The sequence below is a fragment of the Ruegeria sp. CH6 genome (assembly GCF_056537005.1).
The window spans coordinates 78,870-102,283 of the sequence record NZ_JBQFQS010000014.1 but is presented as its reverse complement, the minus strand read 5'-3'; the positions used below and the strand labels follow the sequence as shown (position 1 = coordinate 102,283).

At 55.6% G+C, this 23,414-nt stretch carries 30 protein-coding genes; 11 read left to right on the top strand and 19 right to left on the bottom strand.

The annotated features are described in order from the left end of the window. The coding region (locus ACR0CW_RS20330; protein WP_480788377.1) for an electron transfer flavoprotein subunit alpha/FixB family protein at positions 1 to 200 on the top strand (200 nt) is incomplete at its 5' end. Positions 201 to 251: 51 nt separating this feature from the next. Here the strand turns inward: ACR0CW_RS20330 and ACR0CW_RS20325 are convergent. Then, on the bottom strand, positions 252 to 1,079 hold the full coding sequence (locus ACR0CW_RS20325; protein ID WP_480789161.1) for a DUF6473 family protein: 828 nt from the start codon (positions 1,077 to 1,079) through the stop codon (positions 252 to 254). 163 nt (positions 1,080 to 1,242) lie between these two features. On the opposite strand from ACR0CW_RS20325, the gene ACR0CW_RS20320 reads away from it, so the two are divergent. After that, positions 1,243 to 2,118 carry a 3-hydroxybutyryl-CoA dehydrogenase gene (locus tag ACR0CW_RS20320; protein WP_155142334.1) on the top strand — a complete coding sequence of 292 codons (876 nt, stop codon included), beginning with the start codon at positions 1,243 to 1,245 and terminating at the stop codon, positions 2,116 to 2,118. A 51-nt stretch (positions 2,119 to 2,169) separates the two neighbouring features. Here ACR0CW_RS20320 and ACR0CW_RS20315 read toward each other — a convergent pair whose 3' ends face one another. Genes ACR0CW_RS20315 through ACR0CW_RS20285 form a run of 7 tightly spaced genes read right to left on the bottom strand, consistent with a single transcriptional unit; the run spans position 2,170 to position 7,594 of the window. Beyond that, entirely contained in the window at positions 2,170 to 3,069 is a 900-nt protein-coding gene (locus ACR0CW_RS20315) for a lysophospholipid acyltransferase family protein (RefSeq protein ID WP_155142332.1), read from the bottom strand. 41 nt (positions 3,070 to 3,110) lie between these two features. Further along, positions 3,111 to 3,380, bottom strand: coding sequence for an HPr family phosphocarrier protein (locus ACR0CW_RS20310; protein WP_155142330.1), 270 nt, complete (start codon positions 3,378 to 3,380; stop codon positions 3,111 to 3,113). Between the two features lie 17 nt (positions 3,381 to 3,397). Then, complete coding sequence (locus ACR0CW_RS20305) at positions 3,398 to 3,790, bottom strand: PTS sugar transporter subunit IIA (protein WP_155142329.1); 393 nt, start codon at positions 3,788 to 3,790, stop codon at positions 3,398 to 3,400. Beyond that, positions 3,787 to 4,680, bottom strand: a complete 894-nt coding sequence (gene rapZ, locus ACR0CW_RS20300) for an RNase adapter RapZ (RefSeq protein WP_480789160.1) — start codon at positions 4,678 to 4,680, stop codon at positions 3,787 to 3,789. Before rapZ ends, ACR0CW_RS20305 begins: the two co-directional genes overlap by 4 nt. Continuing rightward, entirely contained in the window at positions 4,665 to 5,135 is a 471-nt protein-coding gene (locus ACR0CW_RS20295; RefSeq protein ID WP_480789159.1) for an HPr kinase/phosphorylase, read from the bottom strand. The genes rapZ and ACR0CW_RS20295 overlap by 16 nt, the downstream gene beginning before the upstream one ends. A gap of 3 nt (positions 5,136 to 5,138) precedes the next feature. After that, entirely contained in the window at positions 5,139 to 6,857 is a 1,719-nt protein-coding gene (locus ACR0CW_RS20290; RefSeq protein ID WP_480789158.1) for an ATP-binding protein, read from the bottom strand. A gap of 32 nt (positions 6,858 to 6,889) precedes the next feature. Next, positions 6,890 to 7,594 (bottom strand): response regulator transcription factor, encoded by a 705-nt coding sequence (locus ACR0CW_RS20285; RefSeq protein ID WP_155142322.1) that lies wholly within the window; start codon positions 7,592 to 7,594, stop codon positions 6,890 to 6,892. A gap of 347 nt (positions 7,595 to 7,941) precedes the next feature. Between ACR0CW_RS20285 and ACR0CW_RS20280 the strand changes: the two genes are divergently transcribed. From ACR0CW_RS20280 to ACR0CW_RS20270, 3 genes are all read left to right on the top strand, one after another. After that, positions 7,942 to 9,540, top strand: a complete 1,599-nt coding sequence (locus ACR0CW_RS20280; RefSeq protein WP_480789157.1) for a phosphoenolpyruvate carboxykinase — start codon at positions 7,942 to 7,944, stop codon at positions 9,538 to 9,540. Between the two features lie 351 nt (positions 9,541 to 9,891). After that, positions 9,892 to 10,182 carry a hypothetical protein gene (locus tag ACR0CW_RS20275; RefSeq protein ID WP_155142318.1) on the top strand — a complete coding sequence of 97 codons (291 nt, stop codon included), beginning with the start codon at positions 9,892 to 9,894 and terminating at the stop codon, positions 10,180 to 10,182. An 81-nt stretch (positions 10,183 to 10,263) separates the two neighbouring features. Then, the gene (locus ACR0CW_RS20270; protein ID WP_480789156.1) at positions 10,264 to 10,758 is read left to right on the top strand and encodes a hypothetical protein; all 495 of its coding nucleotides are present in this window, start codon (positions 10,264 to 10,266) and stop codon (positions 10,756 to 10,758) included. A 4-nt stretch (positions 10,759 to 10,762) separates the two neighbouring features. Here ACR0CW_RS20270 and ACR0CW_RS20265 read toward each other — a convergent pair whose 3' ends face one another. After that, the gene (locus ACR0CW_RS20265; protein ID WP_480789155.1) at positions 10,763 to 11,527 is read right to left on the bottom strand and encodes a sulfite exporter TauE/SafE family protein; all 765 of its coding nucleotides are present in this window, start codon (positions 11,525 to 11,527) and stop codon (positions 10,763 to 10,765) included. A gap of 144 nt (positions 11,528 to 11,671) precedes the next feature. Between ACR0CW_RS20265 and ACR0CW_RS20260 the strand changes: the two genes are divergently transcribed. From ACR0CW_RS20260 to ACR0CW_RS20250, 3 genes are all read left to right on the top strand, one after another. Then, on the top strand, positions 11,672 to 13,363 hold the full coding sequence (locus ACR0CW_RS20260; protein WP_480789154.1) for an acyl-CoA dehydrogenase family protein: 1,692 nt from the start codon (positions 11,672 to 11,674) through the stop codon (positions 13,361 to 13,363). Positions 13,364 to 13,599: 236 nt separating this feature from the next. Continuing rightward, positions 13,600 to 14,154, top strand: a complete 555-nt coding sequence (locus ACR0CW_RS20255; protein WP_480789153.1) for a hypothetical protein — start codon at positions 13,600 to 13,602, stop codon at positions 14,152 to 14,154. Between the two features lie 50 nt (positions 14,155 to 14,204). Further along, positions 14,205 to 14,597 (top strand): META domain-containing protein, encoded by a 393-nt coding sequence (locus ACR0CW_RS20250; RefSeq protein WP_155142308.1) that lies wholly within the window; start codon positions 14,205 to 14,207, stop codon positions 14,595 to 14,597. On the opposite strand, the gene recO is transcribed toward ACR0CW_RS20250, so the two are convergent. Continuing rightward, a complete protein-coding gene (recO, locus tag ACR0CW_RS20245; protein WP_480789152.1) occupies positions 14,581 to 15,306 on the bottom strand; it encodes a DNA repair protein RecO in 726 nt (241 codons plus the stop codon). The genes ACR0CW_RS20250 and recO overlap by 17 nt on opposite strands. A 179-nt stretch (positions 15,307 to 15,485) precedes the next feature. Here recO and ACR0CW_RS20240 point away from each other — a divergent pair, with 179 nt between their 5' ends. Together ACR0CW_RS20240 and ACR0CW_RS20235 are read left to right on the top strand one after the other, a co-directional pair. Next, on the top strand, positions 15,486 to 15,875 hold the full coding sequence (locus tag ACR0CW_RS20240) for a VOC family protein (RefSeq protein ID WP_480789151.1): 390 nt from the start codon (positions 15,486 to 15,488) through the stop codon (positions 15,873 to 15,875). Between the two features lie 182 nt (positions 15,876 to 16,057). Beyond that, entirely contained in the window at positions 16,058 to 16,363 is a 306-nt protein-coding gene (locus tag ACR0CW_RS20235) for a hypothetical protein (RefSeq protein ID WP_480789150.1), read from the top strand. Between the two features lie 2 nt (positions 16,364 to 16,365). Here ACR0CW_RS20235 and ACR0CW_RS20230 read toward each other — a convergent pair whose 3' ends face one another. Together ACR0CW_RS20230 and era are read right to left on the bottom strand one after the other, a co-directional pair. Next, positions 16,366 to 16,695, bottom strand: a complete 330-nt coding sequence (locus ACR0CW_RS20230; protein WP_480789149.1) for a DUF1491 family protein — start codon at positions 16,693 to 16,695, stop codon at positions 16,366 to 16,368. Next, on the bottom strand, positions 16,692 to 17,600 hold the full coding sequence (era, locus tag ACR0CW_RS20225) for a GTPase Era (protein WP_480789148.1): 909 nt from the start codon (positions 17,598 to 17,600) through the stop codon (positions 16,692 to 16,694). Before era ends, ACR0CW_RS20230 begins: the two co-directional genes overlap by 4 nt. A 158-nt stretch (positions 17,601 to 17,758) precedes the next feature. Between era and ACR0CW_RS20220 the strand changes: the two genes are divergently transcribed. Then, positions 17,759 to 19,141, top strand: coding sequence for a multicopper oxidase family protein (locus tag ACR0CW_RS20220; protein ID WP_480789147.1), 1,383 nt, complete (start codon positions 17,759 to 17,761; stop codon positions 19,139 to 19,141). A 26-nt stretch (positions 19,142 to 19,167) separates the two neighbouring features. Here the strand turns inward: ACR0CW_RS20220 and ACR0CW_RS20215 are convergent, their stop codons facing one another. From ACR0CW_RS20215 to ACR0CW_RS20185, 7 genes are all read right to left on the bottom strand, one after another. Next, positions 19,168 to 19,644, bottom strand: coding sequence for a hypothetical protein (locus tag ACR0CW_RS20215; RefSeq protein ID WP_480789146.1), 477 nt, complete (start codon positions 19,642 to 19,644; stop codon positions 19,168 to 19,170). 157 nt (positions 19,645 to 19,801) lie between these two features. Beyond that, positions 19,802 to 20,479, bottom strand: a complete 678-nt coding sequence (rnc, locus tag ACR0CW_RS20210; protein WP_480789145.1) for a ribonuclease III — start codon at positions 20,477 to 20,479, stop codon at positions 19,802 to 19,804. After that, positions 20,476 to 21,315, bottom strand: coding sequence for a signal peptidase I (lepB, locus tag ACR0CW_RS20205; protein WP_480742036.1), 840 nt, complete (start codon positions 21,313 to 21,315; stop codon positions 20,476 to 20,478). The genes rnc and lepB overlap by 4 nt, the downstream gene beginning before the upstream one ends. Before the next feature lie 57 nt (positions 21,316 to 21,372). Next, entirely contained in the window at positions 21,373 to 21,792 is a 420-nt protein-coding gene (gene acpS / locus ACR0CW_RS20200; RefSeq protein WP_480789144.1) for a holo-ACP synthase, read from the bottom strand. Between the two features lie 5 nt (positions 21,793 to 21,797). Beyond that, positions 21,798 to 22,295 carry a hypothetical protein gene (locus ACR0CW_RS20195; protein WP_480789143.1) on the bottom strand — a complete coding sequence of 166 codons (498 nt, stop codon included), beginning with the start codon at positions 22,293 to 22,295 and terminating at the stop codon, positions 21,798 to 21,800. Next, entirely contained in the window at positions 22,265 to 22,888 is a 624-nt protein-coding gene (locus ACR0CW_RS20190; protein ID WP_480789142.1) for a LysE family translocator, read from the bottom strand. The genes ACR0CW_RS20195 and ACR0CW_RS20190 overlap by 31 nt, the downstream gene beginning before the upstream one ends. A 67-nt stretch (positions 22,889 to 22,955) precedes the next feature. Continuing rightward, the gene (locus ACR0CW_RS20185) at positions 22,956 to 23,399 is read right to left on the bottom strand and encodes an ABZJ_00895 family protein (RefSeq protein ID WP_480789141.1); all 444 of its coding nucleotides are present in this window, start codon (positions 23,397 to 23,399) and stop codon (positions 22,956 to 22,958) included. Between the last annotated feature and the right edge of the window lie 15 nt (positions 23,400 to 23,414).

Sequence of the window (23,414 nt, the reverse complement as noted above, 5' to 3'; positions counted from 1 at the left end):
CCGGTAAGGTTGTTGCTCCCGATCTCTATGTCGCCATCGGCATCTCGGGCGCGATCCAGCATTTGGCGGGCATGAAGGACTCCAAGGTCATCGTCGCGATCAACAAGGACGAAGAAGCCCCGATCTTCCAGGTCGCGGACTTCGGCCTGGTCGCGGACCTGTTCCAGGCGGTACCGGAACTGACCGAAAAGCTCGGCTGAACCGGACATCCGGATTGATCTGCAAAGGCCCGCCATCCGGCGGGCCTTTTTCTATCCAAGATCCAAAACCGCACCATACAAACATGACGCAATACGACGATGAGCCGATGGGCCAAGACAATGCAAGGCCATCGGCTGTTGAAGGCTGCCAAACATGGCATCCTCCAGTTCCTCTGATGCACCCGCCGTCTGAACCTGAAGCTCCATGCAACCCACACACAGAGGCCGTATTTGGTCCACCATGCTTTGTGTGACGGGCACCAAATCTCTTTCAGTAGGTCCTGCATCCTTCCACACATCTTGGTCGTTCACATGCAACCAAAGGAGAAGAACCGGGGCCGTAACCCGCTCAAGAAACGATCTCATCCCCAATACCCAGGCCTCACTGAGCTCCTGAGCAACAGCTTCTATTCTTGCGTCCGAATGGGTTTGTAACCGGGCCAGCAAATGCCGCACGAAGTGCACTTCCGTGAAATCTACATCGGGATACAGCGAAAGGAGATCGCGGGTCGGTTCGAGAAAACGGTCATTCCTGCGCGGGTGGACGCGGTAAAAGTGGTTCGACTGTGACAGAACGCCCGGCAGTTGCAGCACACAAAGCTCGGCGTCGTTCACGATCTTGAGCATGCCCGCATCTAGGGAAAGCGCCTCGACCCCACTGAAAAGGCTCCCAAGATTGACGCAGGTCTTCTCCAATCGCCTTTCCAGTAAATCCACAAAAGGTTGCCCTACAAATCGCCCGAATGTCTCCTCTCCTCCGACACAGGCTATGTAGGGTGCATCCAAAGATCGCTCCGGTCCGCGGAACCACAGTTTCGATCCGGCGTATTGGCAAACAGAATCTACTGGCCCATCCGAACCTGCATGATGATAGCTCATGACACTCACCCAATTTTTTCACCCAATTGCCATCTTGCAGCCTCAGGTCTTGAGAAATTCCTAATGTGCGCATTTGAAGCGAATTCGATGGGTCTGATCCCCTTGCTGCTGCCCCCCGTCTGCCGATAGTGTCGCGGTATCCCGTGATACAAAGGCATTGAACATGGATGTGAAATCAGTCGGAGTGATTGGCGCTGGACAGATGGGCAACGGAATCGCTCATGTCATGGCGTTGGCGGATTATGATGTCTTGCTGAACGATGTCAGCCAGGAGGCGCTGGACAGTGCAATTGTGACGATCGAAGCAAACCTGGCCCGCCAGGCATCGCGTGGAAAGATCTCTGATGAAGCGATGCAGGCAGCATTGAAACGCATCACAACAACGCTGAGCCTGCCGGATCTGGGCCAAACCGACTTGGTGATTGAGGCTGCCACTGAGCGCGAGGCAATCAAGCAGGCAATCTTCGAGGACCTGCAGCCACATTTGCTGCCACATACGATCCTGACATCAAATACCTCATCGATCTCGATCACCCGTCTCGCCAGCCGGACCGACCGCCCTGAGCGGTTTATGGGGTTTCACTTCATGAACCCTGTGCCGGTCATGCAATTGGTCGAGTTGATCCGGGGTATCGCAACTGATGAAGCAACCTATAACTCTTGCAAAGCTGTTGTGGACCGGCTGGGCAAGACTGCGGCCAGTGCCGAAGACTTCCCGGCCTTCATCGTGAACCGTATCCTGATGCCGATGATCAACGAAGCGGTTTACACGCTCTACGAAGGTGTCGGAAACGTCCAATCCATCGATCAGTCCATGAAGCTGGGCGCCAATCACCCGATGGGGCCCCTGGAACTGGCCGATTTCATCGGGCTGGATACCTGTCTCGCGATCATGAACGTGTTGCATGACGGACTGGCTGACACCAAGTACCGCCCCTGCCCCTTGCTGACAAAATATGTCGAAGCAGGTTGGCTGGGTCGTAAGACCGAACGTGGTTTCTATGACTATCGCGGTGAAGTTCCGGTACCAACCCGATGACAATTTCAGCCCGCATGCGATTGCGGGCTAATACTCGGGTCTGCGATCAATTCAAGAATTCGAACTCTGGCTCAGCGACATTGTGCGCTTTCTGAGCCATGCCATAAACCCACGTGGATCTTTTTCCAGCAACTGCATGTCTTCGTCGGAAACCGGCTCACCGATGACCGGCGATTGCGGTTTGTTGCAGGATCGAACGATTTCATGCAGCAAAAGCCCCTGCCGCAGAATAGGCGACAACTTGTTTGCGATCTGATACCAGCGCGAGTTGCTGCCAGGGAAGAAGATCGGCAGAACCTTTGCCTTGGATCGACGGATCATCTGGGCTGTGAATACGTTCCATTCGCGCTCAACTGCAGGGCCGAACCAATCGTCTGATGACATGACTACGCCAGATGGGAACAACGCTACGACGCCCCCTGCCTTCAGATGAGCCATCGCCTTCCCGCGCATCTCGAGCATCTTGGTTTGAGCTTCGGGATCATGCGGAAATGGAACCGGGATCATGAAAGACGTTGCCGCCTCGTCCAACCCAGTCAGCACAGAACGCGTCAGAATACGGTAGTCACTGCGCACCTGACCAATCAGTTCAGCCAGAATCATGCCATCCACCATCCCATGCGGGTGATTGGCCACAACGACAACAGGTCCTTCCTTTGGGATACGGGCGAGCTGTTCCTGAGGTGTGGTCAGGTCAATCCCCATGACCTCAAGCGCGCCGCCCCAGAACTTCTGGCCACGGTAGTACTCGTTCTTCTTCTCAAACTTGTTGACCATCCGCAGAATGGTCAGCTTACCAGTGCACCATTCGATTGCGCGGATCGCAGTCGAGGTCCATGCGTCGTCGAACGAGTTCGCATAGGTCAGAGTTCTACGGTCGTAGACTTCACCCTGATCTGTGGTCCCATCCACCACGGTATTCGTCTTGGTATCGTGCGCGGTTTCCGCCAATTCCTGGTCTTCCCGTTCTTCGTCTCGTGGCAGAGCAGTGCCTAGAAACCTTCCCCGAACTTGTCGTTGACCAAGGTTTCCAACGCTTCTGCCAACGCCTCAGCATCCGGTCCGGACGTCTCGACGTCAATAGTGGTTCCGCGAGAGGCTGCCAACATCAAAAGACCCATGATACTGTCGCCCGACGCAGAAAGTCCGTCCTTTGAAACTTCTGCCCTTGCGTCAAACCCCTCGACTACTTCTACAAGCTTAGCCGAAGCGCGGGCATGAAGTCCTTTTTCATTAATGATTCTCAAGCTTCGGTTAGCCATATTCAATCAGTCCGGTCTCAATCCAACGTCACATTTTGCGTATTGATATACTTGCGTCCAGCCTCCATTGCGTGCCGCACGGCATCGGCCACGGGCAAGTGGCGACTTTTGGCCAATTTAATCAGCATCGGTAGATTCGCCCCATAAAGGATGCGGCGATCCTGGGGCGCACAAGCGCGCAGGCTCAGATTCGATGGGCTACCGCCAAAGAGGTCGGTTACGACAACCACACCGTCTCCGACGTCCACCTCATCTGCCGCACGACAGATTTCAGTTTGTTTTGCTTCGCGATCGTGGTCCGCTTCAATTGCAATCGCAACCAGACCGGGCTGTTGTCCCACGACATGCTGCATGGCGGCCAGATACTCCTGAGCCAACCCCCCATGCGCTACGATTACGATCCCGATCAATCCGGCCTCACATTCAACGATCGACGCTCCATTTCGCGGTGCCTAATTGCCACCTGCTGCCCCCCTTCTGCAAGGGCCTTTGCAACCGCTTCCGCGACGGCGACCGAACGGTGCTGGCCACCGGTACAGCCAAAGGCCACCGAGAGATGCGCTTTGCCCTCTGCCCGAAAACCAGGAAGCAACACCTTGAGCAAATCCACGACCCGGTCGAAGAAAGGATCGTAGTTGACATCGGATTGAACATAGGCCGCAACATCGGGATTTCTACCATCCTCAGACCGCAATTCCGGCCGCCAATAGGGATTGGCCAGAAACCGGCAATCGAAAACCATGTCCAACCCACGCGGCAAGCCACGCTTGTAGGAAAACGATTCGATGGAAACCGCCAGATGCCGACCGCTTTGAGGTGCGAACCAACGCTCCACCTCTTCCCGCAACTGATGAATGTTCAGTGCGCTTGTGTCGATCAGGGTATCCGCGATCTCTCGTATGGGCTGCAGAAGCTCTTTTTCCTGCAGGATGCCGGTTTCAGGGCTGGCATCTGAGGCCACTGGATGCCGCCTGCGGGTTTCAGAGAAGCGACGCAGCAATACTTCGTTACTGCAATCCAGATAAAGTACGGTCAGATCAACCTGCTCCATCCTCCCCAATTTCTCTGCGAGTTCAATAAACCCGATCGTTGAGAATTCCCGGTTGCGCGCATCGATGCCTAGCGCCATTGGGCGTGCGGGCTCGGGACCGTCCAGCAGTCGGGACAAAAGACCCATCGGCAAATTGTCGATCGCTTCAAAACCCAGATCTTCCAAGACGTGGATCGCTGTCGACCGGCCGGCGCCAGAAGGCCCCGTCACCAGGACGATGCGCCGTTGCGAAGTTATTTGCTCGGCCATTGCGGATCTACGCGTCCCATTTTCATAAATTGTATCAGTGCTACAGCCAAATTGGGTACACCACCTCCGCGAAGCAAGGGAACAGTTTGCCTCAGGACCTTGATCATCTGGGGGTCCGGCAAACGCCTTTCCTCAATCTGTCCTAGATCAACCACGTAATGCACAGGCGCAGGACCGCATGGTTTGGCCCTTAACAACCCGATGCCGCGCGCCTCGATCAGTCCTCTGATTGATGGAATCGCATCTGCAATAAGCTGATCCCTTTGCATCCGCAAATCCACCCGATCATCAGCCACCAGATCCGCACCTAGGGCCATCATCTCTAGTGCCAACCCTGATTTTCCGGTACCTGAGTCCCCTAAAATCAAGACCGCTCTACCCTCAAGCGCAACACAGGTGGCGTGCACACATGCCGTGTCTTTGTTTGCAAGATCGGACAGGTTATCTGTGCCCATGACCTAGACAGGTAACCCGACAACAAACCGGGCACCAAGCGGATCCGAGGTGATGTCCGCTTCTGTTGGTCGAATATTCTCGGCCCAGATCACGCCGCCATGGGCCTCGACGATCTGTTTGGAAATAGCCAACCCAAGACCGGAGTTGTTGCCAAAATGCTCTTCGGGCCGCTGGGAGTAGAACCGCTTGAAAACCTTGGTCAGTGCCTGATCCGGAATGCCCGGACCTGTATCTTCGACCACGATCAGAACACGGTTTTCGCGTTGGCGGACCCAAACCCGAATGGCGTCATGTTCTTCGCAGAAAGATATCGCATTGGTAATCAGATTGACGAACACCTGAGCGAGGCGAGCCTCAAGGCCGTTCACAACAATCGGCTCTGACGGCAGGTCGGTGATATAGTCGATGCCTTTCGAACGCGCATCTTCGCCCAGATACTGACCGATATTGCCGATCAATTTAAGAAGATCGAAGGGCTGCTCTTCTTCTTTGACAAGCTCGGCATCCAACCGCGAGGCATTCGAGATGTCACTGACCAGCCGATCCAGCCGTCGAACATCATGCTCGATAACGCCCAATAGTTTATCTCGCTGATCTTCGCGCTTGACCATGCGCAACGTACCAACAGCGGATTGCAAACTTGCCAGAGGGTTCTTGATCTCATGCGCGACATCCGCTGCGAATTGTTCATTGGCATCAATGCGATTGTAGAGTGCGGTCACCATTCCACGCAGAGCCCTGCTCAGACGCCCGATTTCGTCAGGTCTTGCGCTCAGATCAGGGATACGAATGCGTCCTGGATTAACGCCCGCGCCGCGGTCCTTTCCCATCTCAGCTGCCGCGGCAAGATCGGCGAGCGGGTTGGCGATGGTTGAGGCTAGCACAAGGCTGAGGCCAATCGACACCAAAAGCGCAACGACGAACATTTGCAGAATACGCTCCTGTTCTTTGCGGGCCAGAGCGTCAATTTCACCAGCGGGACCGGCCATTGCAACGGCCCCTACAGGCAAACCCTCACGCAGAATCGGAGTGGCGGCGACAATCACGGTATCCCCAGCGGCATCAGACACTGCCTGAACCTGCATACCACCCTGCAAAGCGGTCGGGATCATGTCTTGAACACGCTGAGCAAGTGTAGGCGCTTCATCCTTGTTGGACCCACTGAATACACCAGATATTCCAACCCAGACGACGTTCAGCGCATCGCTGATCAGCGTCCCACCGGTCGGCAAGTCTGCGTCTGATCTAAGAAGAACGGGCAGCTCAGATGCAGGAGAAGCACCGCGTGTCCAACCGATTAGAGTGCCGGTACCATCGTAAACGAACAGCTCTCCTCCCTCAGGTAGACTAAGGCCGGACAAAGTGTCTTTCACATCAAGATCGGCAGTATCTTGCGGCTGATTTACTGAGGCCTGCCGCAGTTGCGTTTCAAACACGTTGCTGACCAACAATGCGTCGCCGATCAGATTCCGCGCAGTCTCCTGAACGCGTTCTTTTCTCGTGTCGTCGAGATAGAGCAATCCAGCGACGAGAATCACCAGAGCAATCAGGTTGAAGGTTATGATTTTCCGCGCCAACGGCGAGCCGCGTAACGAAAACAGATTGCGCCGCGAACGGCGCGCACTCATTTCAGCAGACTCGGAATCCTGCGGGATGACCCAATCATCCCCTAGAACGACATCGCCGTCCCGCATTTCGCTGGCTTGTTCAGTGTCGCGCACGAGACCCCTTTACCCCTTAAAAACGGCCGCGCCTATTCTTCGTTGTATCTGTAACCGATTCCGTACAGCGTTTCGATGGCCGAAAACTCAGGGTCAGCAGCGCGCATCTTCTTGCGAAGGCGTTTGATATGGCTGTCGATGGTTCGGTCATCGACATACACCTGATCGTCGTAAGCCACATCCATCAACTGGTCACGGCTTTTGACAAAGCCCGGACGCTGAGCCAACGCCTGCAGCAGGAGGAACTCGGTCACTGTCAGCGAAACATCCGCTCCCTTCCAGCTTACCGCATGACGCAATGGATCCATGCGCAGTTCGCCACGCTCCATTACCTTGGTATCGCCGGTGTTTGCAGTTGTCGCATCACCAGAAGTTGCTTCCTGACGGCGTAGTAATGCCCGAATGCGTTCTACCAGAAGTCGCTGCGAGAAAGGCTTTTTGACGTAGTCGTCCGCCCCCATTCGCAGACCCAGGACTTCGTCAATCTCATCATCCTTGGATGTTAGGAAGATCACCGGCATCTGCGTTTTCTGTCGCAGACGCTGCAATAGATCCATTCCGTCCATGCGAGGCATCTTGATATCCAGCACAGCCATATCCGGCAATTTCTTGTTGAATGCATCAAGGGCTGCCTGCCCGTCATTATAGGTTTCGACCTCGAACCCCTCGGCCTCGAGCGTCATGGAAACGGACGTCAGAATGTTTCTGTCGTCATCCACCAGTGCAATCTTAGACATCGGGTTACCCCTATTCCTGCTCTCATACGCAATATTTCGCTTATTAGTATGGCATTTCTGGCGTTTTTAAGGCGGCGAATCAATCCGTATCTGCGAATCGTGCGATTGTTGCCACACAGATGCGGCAAAAAAGCCGTACATTCAGCAGGAAACCCGCTCAGAATTTCAACAGTAATTTCTTGGTTGCGCTAAACCTGCGCTTGGTTGCGCTAACTGCGCCAAACCGTCCTGTTCATGCCCCGAACGACCATGATAAGACCCGCTCATCCGCCGGTTATTCCCGGCATACTGCCCCAAGAGCGCACCCCGGCCTAACCGCCGTCGCGCCGCCACAGGAGAAGAAACGCATGACATCTGGACGGGTTAACCCGCAATTCCGCCTCGAAGATCAGGGCATCGAGGGTCTGGGAAATGTCTATTACAACTTCATGGAGCCGGCGCTGATCGAAGAGGCGCTGAAGCGCGGCGAAGGCACCCTTGGCAATGGCGGAGCCTTTCTGGTCACCACTGGTAAATTCACTGGCCGGTCGCCCAAGGACAAGCATGTCGTCAAAACCGACAGTGTCGCCGACACCATCTGGTGGGAAAATAACGCCGCGATGAGCCCGGAAGGGTTCGACGCTCTCTATGCCGACATGCTCGAGCATATGAAGGGCCGCGATTATTTCGTGCAGGATCTCGTGGGCGGTGCAGATCCGGCCTACTCAATCAACGTGCGCATGGTCACCGAGTTGGCCTGGCATAACCTGTTTATCCGCCACCTGCTGCGCCGTCCCGATCGAGAGGATTTGGATGACTTCACTGCAGATTTCACAGTTATTAACTGCCCCAGCTTTCAGGCGAACCCTGAAAAGCATGGCTGCCGCAGCGAGACTGTTATCGCGCTGAACTTCGACCGCAAGATCATCCTGATCGGTGGTACCGAATACGCGGGTGAAAACAAGAAATCGGTCTTTACCCTGCTGAACTACATGCTGCCTGAAAAAGGTGTGATGCCGATGCACTGCTCGGCCAACCACGCCGTCGGCAACCCGGTCGACACTGCAGTGTTCTTTGGGCTGTCCGGAACAGGTAAAACCACTCTGTCTGCCGATCCGGCTCGTGTCCTGATTGGTGACGATGAGCATGGCTGGTCGGACCGTGGCACCTTTAACTTCGAAGGCGGCTGCTATGCCAAGACCATCAATCTGAACGCCGAAGCCGAGCCTGAGATTTACGCGACAACTTCGAAGTTCGGCACAGTGATCGAGAACATGGTTTTCAACCCCGAGACCAAAGAACTGGATTTCGACGATGATTCGCTGACTGCGAACATGCGCTGCGCCTATCCGCTGGAGTATATCTCGAATGCTTCGAGCAGCGCATTGGGTGGACACCCCAAGAACATCATCATGCTGACCTGCGACGCGTTCGGCGTACTGCCTCCGATCGCGCGGCTGACCCCGGCACAGGCGATGTACCATTTCCTGTCCGGCTTCACCTCCAAAGTTGCTGGCACCGAGCGTGGTGTGACCGAGCCCCAGCCAACCTTCTCGACCTGCTTTGGCGCTCCTTTCATGCCACGCCGTCCAGAGGCCTATGGCAACCTGCTGCGCGATAAGATCGCCCAGCACGGAGCAACCTGCTGGCTGGTAAACACAGGCTGGACCGGTGGCGCCTATGGCGTTGGTAGCCGGATGCCGATCAAGGCAACTCGCGCGCTGCTGACTGCAGCCCTCGAGGGTTCGCTGGCTGATGCCGAGTACCGCAAGGACGCGAATTTCGGATTTGATGTCCCTGTTTCAGTCCCCGGAGTGCCCGAAGTGCTGCTTGATCCACGCCGGACCTGGGACGATCAGGCTGCGTTTGATAAACAAGCCGACAAACTGGTTCAGATGTTTGCTGAAAACTTCGAGCAATATCTGCCTTTTATCGACGACGATATTAAGGCCGTCGCAATCGGCTGATGACAGGGGGCGGCAACGCCCCCTTTTTTCTTGGCGATCACGACCTTCGACAGATCATCCTTTGGTTGTATTTTGCTTCATGCATATACAAATTCATTGCCCGGTGTGCTGTCATAGTTTAGTTACAAAAACCATCGAAAGAAAAAAGCCCGGCGCATTTGCACCGGGCTGCAGCTGAAAGAACCTTTGGGCACCTCATGCGAACTCACTCACAATCGCGAATTGAGGCGCCTAATCATATAGGTACTGTATTCGAAGGGGGATGAGTGTCAATATGAGACGCGCTATTTGATGCGTTTCAAACAGTCGCAGCGTTGCGGTCACTGACACTGGATATAATAGGTTAAGGACATGACTGAGATTTCGAAACTCACTGAATTGCGCAAACTCATGCAGAGCATGGAACGTACTCTGGGTCTGGAGGAACTATCTCCGGTTGAGCGCGACATCTACTATGCGGCCGAAGAGCTCTCCAAAGACGACAAGGAAGTCCGTACTTTCGGACTGATCGAACATACTTTGGTCCAAAGCGTATCGCGCCCGACGTTTTTCCGCGCCCTGAAATCGCTGGTTCAAAAAGGTTACCTCTCGCAAAGCGGTAACGCCAACCGGGGTCGTTACGTCGTTCATGCTCCCAGGTGAAGCGCTCAGACGGCGCGTGAATGGCTGATGTGAATGCGCGCCTGGGTTTCTGATACTTTTTTTGCCTCACTGGCATATGTAGTGGCATCTTTCCTGACCTTCGAGGTCCTGATGCCACTGCAGAACGCGTTCTTTCCCGAATATCCAAGCCGGGCGAGCCTGCTGTTTTTGCCCCACGGAGTACGCGTTCTTGCCGCCTGGCTACTTGGCTGGCGGGCGATATTCGCACTGCTACCCGGCGTCTTTATCGTATTTGCGTTTCTCGCGGGGGCAGATGTCTTCACACCCAGCCGCCTTATGGCAATAGTCATTGCGGTAACAACGGCACCTGCAGTGTTCTATCTGTGCAAATGGATGGGTTGGGATTTGTTTCCCGCCACTCACAAGCGCCCCTGCTGGATATGCGTCATGGGTGTCGGCGTGATCACCTCGTTCCTCGTTTCTGGATTAACCAATCTTGCCTTCGGAAGCGCAACAGCCGAGTATATCGCCTACCTCATCGGTGACTTGTCAGGATTGTTCTTTTTGATGCTGGGGCTTTATTTCGCGTTTCGCTTTATGGAGCGTCGCGCCTGAGGCATTAGCCAAAAATGCCGCGCCGCAGAAGATTCAGCCCGGCAATCAAAAGAACCAGCAGCGTAACTTTGCGAAACGTTGTCTGATCAATCCGATCCTGCAATAGCATGCCAGCCCATAGTCCCGCCATAGCAGGCACAATCAATGCCGCTGAAAAGGGTAAGGTTTCTGATCTGAGTATACCCGACCCCAGATGCGCAACCACCAGCGCAACCGCGCCCAGCCCGTATATGACCCCCTGAACACGCAACTGCTCTCGTTTGGGCGTATTCAACGCAGTCAGATAAGCGACGGTTGGTGGCCCCCAAACTCCAGACATTCCACCGACAAATCCTGCAATGGCACCAATTGCAGCTTCCACTCGCGCCGATGGTTTGTCGAGTTTCAGCGCGAACCCAATCAATTGAATGAAAGCGAAAAATGTAACGGGCACCCCAATCATCAACAGGAAAACCCGGGCAGGTACCAAACTGACGAGTTGCGCGCCCACTAACAGAAAGATCAGGCCAACACTCAGAAAAACCCGGAACTGACGGATAGACGAGAGCGCGGCAGCTGCTCCTTCACGCAATGCCTGAACACCATTGGTGACCAGTGTCGGCAAGATCAGACCAGCAAGCGCAAGGTCTGGAGACAAGGTCGTACTAAGTCCTGAGATCAGGACCATCGGCATGGCAAACCCGACCATGCCCTTGACCCAACCAGCCACAAAGGCAACTGCAAAAGCCAGCAACAGATCTTGAGGTGTAAACAATGAAAACAGCGTCATATACCCTACATACCACCGGGAAAATTCTCTGCATCGCAAAAACGCTCAGGTAATTTTTGAACTATTTATGGGTCCAATGCGTATTTTTGTTGCGCTGCACGTGCAGCATGATATGACCAGACGACCCAGAAAAGGACGTGATTCATGGCCCATGACGGACAGGATACAACGAACATGACTGCATCAGCGGTTTTGCCAGATCTTCTGACTTTGACCAAAGCTGCGCTTCCGGCAGTCCAGTCCGTGTTTGACAGCGCACGCGTTTCGGTTCGCGCGATGGTATGCAAAGACGACAAAATCTCGGGCGCGCTGGTCGAGGCCAATCAGACAGCGGCACACGGGTTGTCCTGGTTAGCCACATATCACCAATCTCTGCAGCAGATGCAGCGCTGGGCTGAGTCTCTGGATGCTGATGGAAACTTTGGCGAGATGGAGCAGTTGCTGCACCAGATTGCCTTTGGCGAGTATTTGCATCAGATCGCCGGCGGCATCCCGATGAACCAGGGCGAGGTTGTGCGCCTGCAGGATCTGGGATTGGGATGGGACGCTCTCTCGGGCTTCCAATGTAGCGAAGTGCAAACGCTGATGGCGCAGGCCAATTCACAGGCAGCCCGAACACGTCTGGTCCAACTGATGGAGGAGCAGTCAGGCGCCACCATGTTCGGAACATCCGGTCTTGATGAAGAGCTTGAGATGATCCGCGATCAGTTCCGGCGCTATGCTCTGGAGAAAGTCGAACCAAACGCGCATGAGTGGCACCTCAAAGACGAACTGATCCCGATTGAGATCATCGAGGAACTGGCCGAGATGGGTGTCTTTGGCCTGACCATCCCCGAAGAGTTTGGTGGCTTTGGATTGTCCAAGGCTTCGATGTGCGTCGTATCCGAAGAATTGTCGCGTGGCTATATCGGCGTTGGCTCGCTGGGGACCCGGTCCGAAATTGCGGCCGAACTGATCATTGCAGGCGGCACAGACGAACAAAAGGCGCAGTGGTTGCCCAAGATCGCCAGTGCTGAAATCCTGCCAACCGCCGTTTTCACCGAGCCTAATACCGGATCTGACCTCGGCAGCCTGCGCACGCGCGCGGTCAAGGATGAAAACGGTGACTACAAGATCACCGGCAACAAGACCTGGATCACGCACGCCGCGCGCACCCATGTCATGACCTTGCTGGCGCGAACCAATCCGGACACCACCGACCATCGTGGGCTTTCCATGTTCCTGGCTGAAAAGACTCCCGGCACCGACGACAACCCATTCCCTACCCCCGGCATGACCGGAGGTGAGATCGAGGTGCTCGGCTATCGCGGCATGAAGGAATACGAGCTGGGTTTTGATGGGTTCCACGTAAAGGGTGAAAACCTGCTGGGCGGCGAAGAAGGAAAGGGCTTCAAGCAGCTCATGGAGACCTTTGAAAGCGCCCGCATCCAGACAGCAGCACGCGCCATTGGCGTGGCGCAGAGCGCTCTGGATATTGCCATGCAATACGCGCAGGAGCGTAAACAGTTCGGCAAATCTCTGATCAACTTCCCGCGCGTGTCGGGCAAACTGGCGATGATGGCGGTTGAGATCATGATCGCACGTCAGCTGACGTACTTCTCGGCCTGGGAAAAAGATAACGGCCACCGGTGTGATCTGGAGGCAGGCATGGCCAAGCTGCTGGGTGCACGCGTGGCTTGGGCCGCAGCTGATAACGGCCTGCAGATTCATGGCGGGAACGGCTTTGCGCTTGAATATAAGATCAGCCGTGTGCTGTGCGACGCGCGGATCCTGAACATCTTTGAAGGTGCAGCCGAAATTCAGGCACAGGTAATCGCCCGCCGATTGCTGAGCTGAAACGAATAAAAACCTCTTGTTTCCCCAACTTGACCCGGCCCCGTGCCGGGTCTTTTGTTGCGTCAGAATGCATGCTCACCCGCACCTGAGATCACAACTTGATGTGACAGCTTCAACCCAAACTCATCTCAGCCCTGAATTGCCGATGTGATTTCTTCCCCTTTGCTTCCCCCCTGATCCCAGATAGATCAACCGACAAAGAATACAGGCTCAGGCGAGTAGTTGGCGCAACCATTATGACAAAATTGATATTTGCACTTTGGGCAACTTTGGCAGCCCTTGCATTGGGTGGCTGTACAACATCACCGCCGACTGCCAGTCAGGACGATATCAACGAACTGGCGCAGGCCATTCAAAGCCTAAGTCCTGCTGTCGATCCTGCTGAGGCCCAGAAGGCCGCTTCGATTGCGTATACCTATTCACAACAGCTGGCTCGGGAATGGAACATCACCGATCCAGCGATAGTCCATAACGCAAAGGTCGCAAACGGGCTGCGGGAACGCGGCCTTTGTAATGACTGGGCCCAGGCCATGACCACACGCCTGAGACAGGAAAACTTCCGGACGCTTGACCTGCATTGGGTTACATCACCTCCAACCGCGTTCCGGATCATCCATCATTCCGCGGCGATCAGCGCCAAGGGAGCGTCGATGAATGACGGCATCATCCTTGATCCCTGGCGAAACAGCGGTGCGCTGTTCTGGGCACCGGTTCGCGAGGACACCAGATACAACTGGAGACCGCGCATGGAAGTTCGCGAAGAACTGCTGAGCGGTGCGATACCCTACTAATATCCAGGACACCTGTTCCCCCAGCACCTCGGAATGGATAAGAAATCAGCATGACGCGCCTAATCCTGACCCTGCCTCTTCTGGCCCTTTTCCAGTGTGATAAGGACGAAACCGTTGCAGCCTATGGTGCGGCAGACCAGACATGGGTGTTGCAGGAAATCGATGGACAGCCTTACGAGGCCAGCGCTTTGCTACGCTTTCCCGAAGAGGGCAAGATTGCGGGCAATGCCCCGTGCAACAGCTATACCGGTACGCTAAGTGCACCATACCCCTGGTTCGAAATCCAGAATCTAACGGCCACACGTGCGGCCTGTGCTGGACTTGAGGCCGAAGGGTTTTATTTCGCCGCGCTTATAGCCATGACCCAGTCTGAAGTGTCAGGCGATATCCTGATCCTTCGGAACGAAGACGGGCACGAGATGGTGTTCAAAGCCGCCGAGTGAACTGATCCACAAATCGTGCCCGCGCATCAGGCAATGGATTGTGACCCAATGCAGGTGCAACCCGGTTCTCAAGAAAATATCCAGTTGTTCCCAAGGCCTGAGCGATCTCGTCATCAGCCCCCTGCCCTTCGCCCAGAAGACACGGTGGTAAAGGCAAAAGCCTGTCAGCCCATTCGCCTGCACCCTCAGTGCTCACCGCACGCCCTGATTTTGGCGAAACATAAATCAGACCCTCAGTCGTACCAGTCACGGCGCATCGGCTGAGATCAAGGCCAAAGCCCAGTTCTTCCAGCAACGCCATTTCCCAGTGCAGATAAGCCAGCGGCCAGATGTCATCCTGTCCGAGCAGATCCATGAGTTGTTCAGTTTGCTTGTAGATGGCTGGATGGGGTTCGCGTTCGGGCAGGCAAAAGGACAAAAGCGCTACGACTGCGTTCAATCCGGCAAGCGCCAATCGCCCTGAAAACGCCGCAGCAGCGCGAGAGCGGAGAGGTTCGACCTGAAAAGTACCGATATGTTCCTCTAGCCGCGCACGCCACAAGACGTCCAGCTGCGCACCCGGCTGCAGGATTGGCGCAATCTTGCGGCTGGTGCCCCCGCGCACGACGCCTGCATGCCGGCCATGACCTTCAGTAAAGACCTCGATAATCGCCGCCGTTTCGCCGTGGCGGCGAGAGGTCAGAAGTATGCCGTGATCGCGCCAGTCCAAGTTTGGGTCCGTTCAGTTATCAGATGCGCCCGCAGGAAATCTCACGCCCGTCATACGCGCAAGGCAGAAATTGGCCGAAGGTATTCATACAGTCGGACAAACGAATTGCACATAACGGGCGCATTGGCTAATGTTCACTTAATGTTCACTTAATGTTCTCATCAAAGGAAATTTAAACCATGTCTCTCAACTATGTCATGATTGGCTCAAACGATGTCGCCAAGGCCCGCACCTATTACGACGCGGTCATGGCCGAAATCGGTGGCAAGGTTGTCGCCGAATACATGCCATACGCAGTCTGCTACGAGCTGCGCGGCGGCGGGCGAGTCTGGGTATCGATGCCACACGATCAGAAAACGGCGACTCCCGGGAACGGAAACATGGTCGGCCTGCTGTGCGAAAGCGAAGACGAGGTGCGCGAAGTCCACGCAGCGGCGCTGGCCAATGGCGGCACCAACGAAGGCGACCCCGGCCCGCGCCCGCAATATGGCCCTGACTTTTTTGGAGCCTATGCCCGTGATCTGGATGGTAACAAGATGAGCTTTGTTAACTTTGAAGAAAACGGCTGATCGTATTCGCGGTCAGTAAAGCTAAAGGGGGTGGAATGGCATGTTGGACACTATCGACAAGTCGGTTGAGCCCACCGTTCGCATGCCAGCCCCAATCTGCGTTTTGTTGTAGCCGCATGACTCTTGACGCACATGGGGTATATCCTTTAATTAACCCAATGGTTAAATAAAGGTGAGATATCATGCGCGGAATTACGATTACGTATAGCTACGAAGGCGATGAGAGCGCCTGGATCGACGCCACTGCGGCCTTCATATCTGCCATCGACTCTGATCCGGCGGCAGCAGGGAAATTCACCTACCAAGTGGCGGTAGCGGATGATGGAACGTCCCGGTTTCACTGGGGCCGTTGGGACAGTGCCGAAACGTTAGCGCATGTGCAGGCGCAGCCCTATTTCAAGGAGTTTGCTGCCAAGGTGCGGGAATTTGCAGGTGGCGCACCCCATGCGACCGGCCACGACATTTCTGCAAAAACGGGCGGTTGGTAGGTTTACTCCAACCCTTCTTCCCCAAGCAAATGGCGCCCCTGCCGATCCTCAACCTCGATCACCCAAAGATCGGGGTCGAAGCTGCGCTGACGCCGTATGGCGCTGTCTACGTCCACCTCTGCCCCATTGGACAGTTCAACCCATTTGCGTTCACCGCTCATCAAGTCAAAGCTGCGTTGAAAAGCAATCGCCTGACCGTCCAACGTGTTCAGTTTGACCAGCACTGCACCAGCAGTGTCGTCGCCATGGGCCACGACAAAGGCTGGTATCTCCTGAAACCGCAGCCGCGCCAGATAGGCATGGACCCAGAATTCAGCCGTCAGGCGGCTCATGTGTTGCCGTCTTTGAAATCCAGACCCATTTCCGAATACCGCTCGGATTCTTCCAACCAGTTGGGTCGGACTTTGACCTGCAGGAACAGGTGGATCTTGCGGTCGAGGAACTCTTCCAACTCTGCCCGTGCCGCCTGACTGACGGCCTTGATCGTTTCGCCCCTTTTGCCCAACACGATACCTTTGTGGCCGTCGCGCATTACGTAGATGACCTGATCGATCTTGGCAGAACCGTCTTTGCGCTCCTCCCAGTTCTCAGTTTCCACAGTCAACTGATAGGGCAGTTCCTGATGCAGGCGCAGGGTCAGTTTCTCGCGCGTCATCTCAGCCGCGATCATGCGCAGGGGCAGATCGGCAATCTGATCCTCGGGATACAGCCAAGGACCTTCGGGTAACTCGGACGCCAGCCACTTGCGCAGATCGTCGACACCATGTCCCTTTTCCGCGGAAATCATGAAGGTTTCGGCAAAGGGATAGCGCGCATTCAATTCGCTCGTCAGCGCCAGCAGCTTCTCGGACGGGACCTTGTCGATTTTGTTGATGGCCAGCGCGATTGTGCGACCCTGACCGATCTCTTCCAGACCCTCGAGGATACGTTCTACGCCTTCGGTAATGCCACGATGCGCCTCGACCATAAGCACAACGACGTCGGCATCCGCAGCTCCGCCCCATGCGGCGGCGACCATGGCGCGGTCCAGACGGCGTCGGGGTTTGAACAGGCCCGGCGTGTCCACAAATACCAACTGCGCATCACCTTCCATCGCTACACCACGAATACGGGCGCGGGTGGTCTGCACCTTGTGCGTCACGATTGAGACCTTGGCCCCGACCATGCGGTTCAAAAGTGTGGATTTGCCTGCGTTGGGCTCTCCGATCAGGGCGATAAATCCGGCGCGTGTGGTCATGTGTCCTGCGATCCTGTTAGCAAGTGCGCATCCCTATAGCAGAAAGCCCATATGGACCAGAGGGTTTTGTCGCATTGCAGCCATGCACCCGAGATGGCAGCATTCAACTGCACCGCGCCATTCCAAGCCAGGTGACTATCATTTCAACGAGGCAAGACATGAAACGTCGCGAGTTTCTTCTGGGAAGCGGAGCCGCTGCAGGCGCATTGGGGCTGGGCGGTTTCGGATTGGCTGCGAGCAGTGGTGCACAGGATCTGGTCATTCAGCCTGCAAGCTTCAGGTTCCGTGAGCAAATGACGACCGGAATGGTCAGCCTGTCGCCGAATGCGCCCCCGCCTGTTTTGTACGGGCGTCAGGGTGAAGTCATGAAACTGCCGGTGCGCAACGCAACGCCGGACTATACAGCGATGCACTGGCACGGGTTGCGTATCCCAAACGGAATGGACGGCGTGCCGTACCTCACCCAAATGCCAATGGGCGCGGATGAAGTGTTCAACTATGAATTCACGCCACCTGATGCCGGCACCTACTGGTACCACCCGCACTGTATGACCATGGAGCAGATGGCCCACGGCCTTACAGGTGTAATGGTGATAGCCGAGCCGGAAGACCCGGGTTTCGACGCTGATCAGGTGATAAACCTGCGAGATTTCCGGCTGGATGAGGAAGGCGCCTTCCTGCCCGCATATACCGCACGCGGAGCGGCACGCTCAGGTACGTTTGGCAATGTTCTGACAGCCAATTGGCTGGATGCACCTAGCTATGAACATCCATCAGGCGGTTTGGTGCGCCTGCGCGTGGTCAACACCGACACGACGCGCATCTACAAACTGCACCTTGAGGGTGCTGTGGCGCGGATCATCGCCTGGGACGGACATCCAGTCGAGGTTGAGATGCAAATGCCCAGCGCCAAGGAGCCCATGCTGGTTGGCCCCGGTCAGCGCGTCGACTTTGCCGTGACTATGCCCCCTGAGGAAGGCAAAACCGTCGACCTGGTCGCCAAGATCCCCGGTCAGAAGCATCGCATCATGGCGCAGCTGCGTGCCGTCGGCCAATCCCTGTCACGCGATCTGCGAGAATTGAAGCCCCTGCCCATGAATCCGGTAGCCAAACCGGATCTGGCAAACGCCGAATTGCATGAATTCGTGTTTGGCTGGACCCCCGAAGGCGGCGCGCCAAATGACGGGTTCTGTGGCTCGCTGGGATATAGTTTCTGGTCGATCAACCGGACGCCCTGGCCCGGCGACGCCGCTGAGAACGTAGGGCCACTGGCAACATTGGAAATGGGTAAAAGCTACATCCTGCGTTTGCGCAATGAATCCCCGAACCTGCACCCAATCCATCTGCACGGGCTGACCTTCGTGCCTCTGCACTCTAACCTGCGCAAACTACCGCCACTGATGACCGATACGATGCTGTTGCTCAAGGATGAGGTTGCTGAGATTGCGCTGGTGGCAGACAACCCGGGAGACTGGGCTTTCCACTGTCACGTGATCGAACATCAGAAAACCGGGCTAACCGGATATATCCGGGTGGTTTGAAGGGCGCGTGACACGCCCCTCGATCTTCATGCGTGCTGGCGCTCGATCAGGCGCAGGACAGCAACCATGACGATGCCATAAAGCACATGGCCGATCAGCGCGACCCAGGTGATCCCTGTGAAGTTCAGGAAAGGTGGCAGACCCGACAGGGTAGTGATGCCGCCCAGGGCAAAGACCCACAAACCGAACCCGTAAATCGCGGAGGCCACGAACATATGGACCGGCCCTAAAACCTTAACCCAGATCGGCTTGAAGATCAGGAACCATCCCAATGGATAGGCGATCAGACCAACGAGGTAGAAGTGGACAAAAAAGCCCAGAAAGGCGTTGCTCGGCAATCCGAGACTGGACAGGAGGCTTTGCGCAAGTCCCTCAGGTGACAGATTGGCCCAGCCTATTCCGGGGCTGATCACCTGCCCCCAGAAATCGAATGCGATGGTGGCGATGAAACCGGCGATGAAAAGAAAGCCGATATTCACGGTGGTCAGTTTTGCACTTTGCATTGGTCCGCCTCACTTCGTTGTATTTGATGTGCTTTGACACGTCGCGTTTCGGCTAGCGCCAAAGCAGATAACATTCAGATACAATCGCGATGGATAACCTGCCATAGACCTCAAGTTAGATTGAAAAACTGTAACAATCCGGGCCTGAGACCGTGTGCTACTTGAGTTGCGCCAACAGTGCTTTGGCTGCCGCCTGCTCGGCCTGACGCTTTGATCCGGCGGTCGATTGGGCCTCGGTTCCGTCTTGCAGGCGGGCGGCTATGGTGAACACCGGTGCATGATCAGGACCGCTGCGTGATACTTCGACATAGGATGGCGGTTTTTGGCCCCGGGCCTGCGCCCATTCCTGTAGGGATGTCTTGGCATCGCGAGCGTCGGCCTCGACATTGTGGACGCGGTCACCCCATAGCGCGAGGATCACATCGCGCGCCGCCTCAAACCCTGCATCGCGATAGACGGCGGCAATCACCGCCTCCATCGCATCGCCTAGCAAAGCTTGCTTACGCCGACCACCAGACAGCATCTCGGATCTGCCCAGCTTCAGCACCGCCCCCAGATCGATCTGGCGCGCCATGTCGGCGCAAGCCTCTTTTCTGACCAGCGCATTGAACCGCGGAGCAAGTTGCCCTTCCGAGGCCTTTTGGTCGGCCTCAAGCAGCGCTGTGGCCATCACCAATCCCAGCACCCGGTCGCCCAGAAACTCCAGCCTCTGGTTGTCGGGCCGCGTGGAGGAGGAAACCGACCCGTGGGTCAGTGCGCGTACCAGCAATTCAGGGCTTTTGAATTCGTACCCCAGACGTTGCTGGAACGCCTTCATTTCAGCCGATAGCTTCAATTGACCGCCTCAAAGAACCGATCACCACGCCACGTCCAGAAGAACAGCATGGAACGACCAGCGGACGAGAACATGATGCGATCAGCCCGACCGATCAGGTTTTCGTAGGGCACATAGCCGACACCGCCAGCAGACTGCGGCAAACGGCTGTCACTGGAGTTGTCGCGGTTATCGCCCATAAAGAAATAGTGGCCTTCGGGAACGATATAGACGCCTGTATTGTCTGCCCCCTGATTGCCGATGTTGAGCACTTCGTAAGAAACGCCGTTCGGCAGTGTTTCAATAAAGCGTTCTTTTTCACAGACGCCGCCAATCCCGACAGGACCGTTCGAGCACCGCGGGCGCAGGCCCTGCGGACCCTGAGGTTCAGCGATCTCAGTGAACACGCCGTCAGGTTTTTGCTGCACGGGGGTCCCGTTAAGGATCACCACGCCATCACGCACCTGCACGCGATCCCCCGGCAGGCCGATAAGTCGCTTAATGTAGTCACGGCCTGTAACCGGATGGCGGAACACAATCACATCGCCGCGGTCAGGCTCACCACCCAGCAAGCGCGTATTCTCGTCACCTTGCATCCAGCCACAAATATCTTCCGCGTCGATATTCAGACCCACGCTGGGAATGATCAGGCTGGGGCAGGAGGCGTAAGAGTAGCCATAGGCCATTTTGTTGACGAAGAGGAAATCCCCGATCAACAATGTCGGCTTCATGGAACCGGACGGAATCCAGAAAGGTTGGAAGAACAGGGTGCGAAAGACGCCCGCGATCAGCAAGGCGTAGACGATGGTTTTGATCGTCTCCCAGACGCCGCTTCCGGTTTTGGCTTCCTCGGCCATACTGCTCTCCGATTGTTTCTTGGGTCCGCTGCTACATGCGGCTCTGCCAGGGGCAAGTCAAGGCCGCGTGGCCCGTTCGCGCAGCGGCCGCGCTTCGATCACCACAAAGGCCTGCGCCCAAGGGTGATCATCCGTCAGGGTAACATGAATGATGGCCTCGTGCCCCTCGGGTGTCATCTCATTCAGGCGCTCAGCTGCCCAGCCGGTAACATGCATCACCGGTTGACCGGTTCGAAGGTTGGTAACGGCCATATCCTTCCAAGCAATGCCCATGCGCAACCCGGTACCCAGCGCCTTGGAACACGCCTCTTTCGCGGCCCAGCGCTTGGCATAGGTGCCAGCAGTATCGGCGCGGCGCTCGGCCTTTCGCTGTTCGGTTTCGGTAAAGACACGATTGCGAAATCGGTCGCCAAACCGGTCGAGCGTGCCCTGGATGCGATCAATGTTTGCGAGGTCTGTGCCGATGCCGAGGATCATATGTATTAGTCACTCTTGCTGCCGGACAGTGTTGAACGCCACTGAGCCGGGAATTGTAGAACTAAACGGCAAACACCTATAGCAATCGGAGCCCAAAACAATAGTGCCGCATTTCCAAGAAAGACCTTAGAGAAACTAATTCTCCCCCAGTGCTGAAACCCATAGATCAAAACAGCGATCTGCACCGCCCACCACCACAATACCGAAAGGCCAACCATATAGACTGCATTGTACCAGAGCGTCGCACTTGAGAACTGCTCTGAGCGCCTAAACAAGAACGGAAATATCTCAACCATCGTGGCCAACATGACAGGCATCACCAAGAGCTTCACCGGAACAAACAAGGCGCCTTCAGGGATGGGCACCCCCACGAAATTGGGCGAAACCGACATTAAAAGGTAAATTGAAAAGAAAAAGATGAACCTAAATCGATTGAAAACAAGGATTTTCTGATCTTCTGTCCATAAAGCAATCAAGACAGCCTCACCGTCAAAATCTTGCAACTCGCTACCCCGAAGAACCCCGCAAACGCAAAATCGAACCAGCGGCGGGCGCGGCGGTAGGCGCGAACCATGCGCTCGGACGAGAACAGGAAAGCATAGCCGATGAAGATCAGAAGCGAACCCGCATAGAGCATCGCAAAATAGCCAAGCAGCATCGAAAGACTCGCGTCGTTTGGCGCAACGATGGCATAGATCGAGCCCCAGCTAAGGATTGCCTTGGGATTGGTCAGGTGAATGGCGGCACCTTTGGCAAAGATGGTACGTAGAGATCCGGTCACCGGCTTACCCGAAGCCACCTCGTCCGACGTCATGGCGCGACGCAAGGCCTTCAGTGCAAGCCAACCCAAATAAGTCACGCCGATATAGCGAATAACCTCAAACACCCACACATTGGCCAGCATGATGGCCGACAGCCCCAGCGCGGCCGCGATGCCCCACGCAGCAGAGCCCGCGCAAATGCCCAGAGCAAAAACCAAACCGGCCTGACGACCCTCATTCATGGCGGTTCCGGCAATGCCCATCGTCGCCGGTCCGGGTGAGCCGCCCGCAAGCAGCCACGCGATCCAGATTGCTATGAATCCTGAGGTGATCATCACGCAAGGGTCAATCGAACAATACCGAGAACGGCGACTGTGAGCAGGAAGACGTAGCCGATGACGATCATGAGGAGCGAGTGTGTTGACGCGCCATCTGCTTCAACTGGTTCTTTGCACCCAAGCCAATGAACAAGCGACAAAGCAAAATGGAAAGTACGAACGAAATGCCAAGAATCACTAACATCCAAATGATGGGAAGGCTTGATAGTGGTGCTAATACTTCTGGAAAGATCATAACAAAAACCACGGCCAGAAGTAATGACCACACTAGACCAACCAAAGCCATTAGGCGCGATGCTGCCCACATCCCCGACGTAGTTGGTTTTTCGCCATGATCTTTCACATAGCGCTGTCCTTCGATCATCGCAGCCGTCATGAACGGGATCATTCCCGCCGCGGCACCTGGTAGTTCCGCCCCCAATAGTTTCTGGGCTGCCAAATCCATAAACGGCATCGCGATACAGGTTCCAACGTAAACCAATGAAAAGCGTACAATGTTCGTTTTCATTATGAATTTCTCTTT

Coding starts and splice junctions, on each gene's coding strand:
- ACR0CW_RS20325 (WP_480789161.1), bottom strand. CDS start 1,079: ATGAGCTATCATCATGCAGGTTCGGATGGGCCAGTAGATTCTGTTTGC.
- ACR0CW_RS20260 (WP_480789154.1), top strand. CDS start 11,672: ATGGCCCATGACGGACAGGATACAACGAACATGACTGCATCAGCGGTT.
- ACR0CW_RS20280 (WP_480789157.1), top strand. CDS start 7,942: ATGACATCTGGACGGGTTAACCCGCAATTCCGCCTCGAAGATCAGGGC.
- ACR0CW_RS20185 (WP_480789141.1), bottom strand. CDS start 23,399: ATGAAAACGAACATTGTACGCTTTTCATTGGTTTACGTTGGAACCTGT.
- ACR0CW_RS20265 (WP_480789155.1), bottom strand. CDS start 11,527: ATGACGCTGTTTTCATTGTTTACACCTCAAGATCTGTTGCTGGCTTTT.
- ACR0CW_RS20320 (WP_155142334.1), top strand. CDS start 1,243: ATGGATGTGAAATCAGTCGGAGTGATTGGCGCTGGACAGATGGGCAAC.
- lepB (WP_480742036.1), bottom strand. CDS start 21,315: ATGGCCGAGGAAGCCAAAACCGGAAGCGGCGTCTGGGAGACGATCAAA.
- ACR0CW_RS20190 (WP_480789142.1), bottom strand. CDS start 22,888: ATGATCACCTCAGGATTCATAGCAATCTGGATCGCGTGGCTGCTTGCG.
- era (WP_480789148.1), bottom strand. CDS start 17,600: ATGACCACACGCGCCGGATTTATCGCCCTGATCGGAGAGCCCAACGCA.
- rapZ (WP_480789160.1), bottom strand. CDS start 4,680: ATGGCCGAGCAAATAACTTCGCAACGGCGCATCGTCCTGGTGACGGGG.
- ACR0CW_RS20230 (WP_480789149.1), bottom strand. CDS start 16,695: ATGAGCCGCCTGACGGCTGAATTCTGGGTCCATGCCTATCTGGCGCGG.
- ACR0CW_RS20240 (WP_480789151.1), top strand. CDS start 15,486: ATGTCTCTCAACTATGTCATGATTGGCTCAAACGATGTCGCCAAGGCC.
- ACR0CW_RS20285 (WP_155142322.1), bottom strand. CDS start 7,594: ATGTCTAAGATTGCACTGGTGGATGACGACAGAAACATTCTGACGTCC.
- ACR0CW_RS20275 (WP_155142318.1), top strand. CDS start 9,892: ATGACTGAGATTTCGAAACTCACTGAATTGCGCAAACTCATGCAGAGC.
- ACR0CW_RS20255 (WP_480789153.1), top strand. CDS start 13,600: ATGACAAAATTGATATTTGCACTTTGGGCAACTTTGGCAGCCCTTGCA.
- ACR0CW_RS20215 (WP_480789146.1), bottom strand. CDS start 19,644: ATGCAAAGTGCAAAACTGACCACCGTGAATATCGGCTTTCTTTTCATC.
- ACR0CW_RS20310 (WP_155142330.1), bottom strand. CDS start 3,380: ATGGCTAACCGAAGCTTGAGAATCATTAATGAAAAAGGACTTCATGCC.
- ACR0CW_RS20235 (WP_480789150.1), top strand. CDS start 16,058: ATGCGCGGAATTACGATTACGTATAGCTACGAAGGCGATGAGAGCGCC.
- ACR0CW_RS20250 (WP_155142308.1), top strand. CDS start 14,205: ATGACGCGCCTAATCCTGACCCTGCCTCTTCTGGCCCTTTTCCAGTGT.
- acpS (WP_480789144.1), bottom strand. CDS start 21,792: ATGATCCTCGGCATCGGCACAGACCTCGCAAACATTGATCGCATCCAG.
- ACR0CW_RS20295 (WP_480789159.1), bottom strand. CDS start 5,135: ATGGGCACAGATAACCTGTCCGATCTTGCAAACAAAGACACGGCATGT.
- ACR0CW_RS20220 (WP_480789147.1), top strand. CDS start 17,759: ATGAAACGTCGCGAGTTTCTTCTGGGAAGCGGAGCCGCTGCAGGCGCA.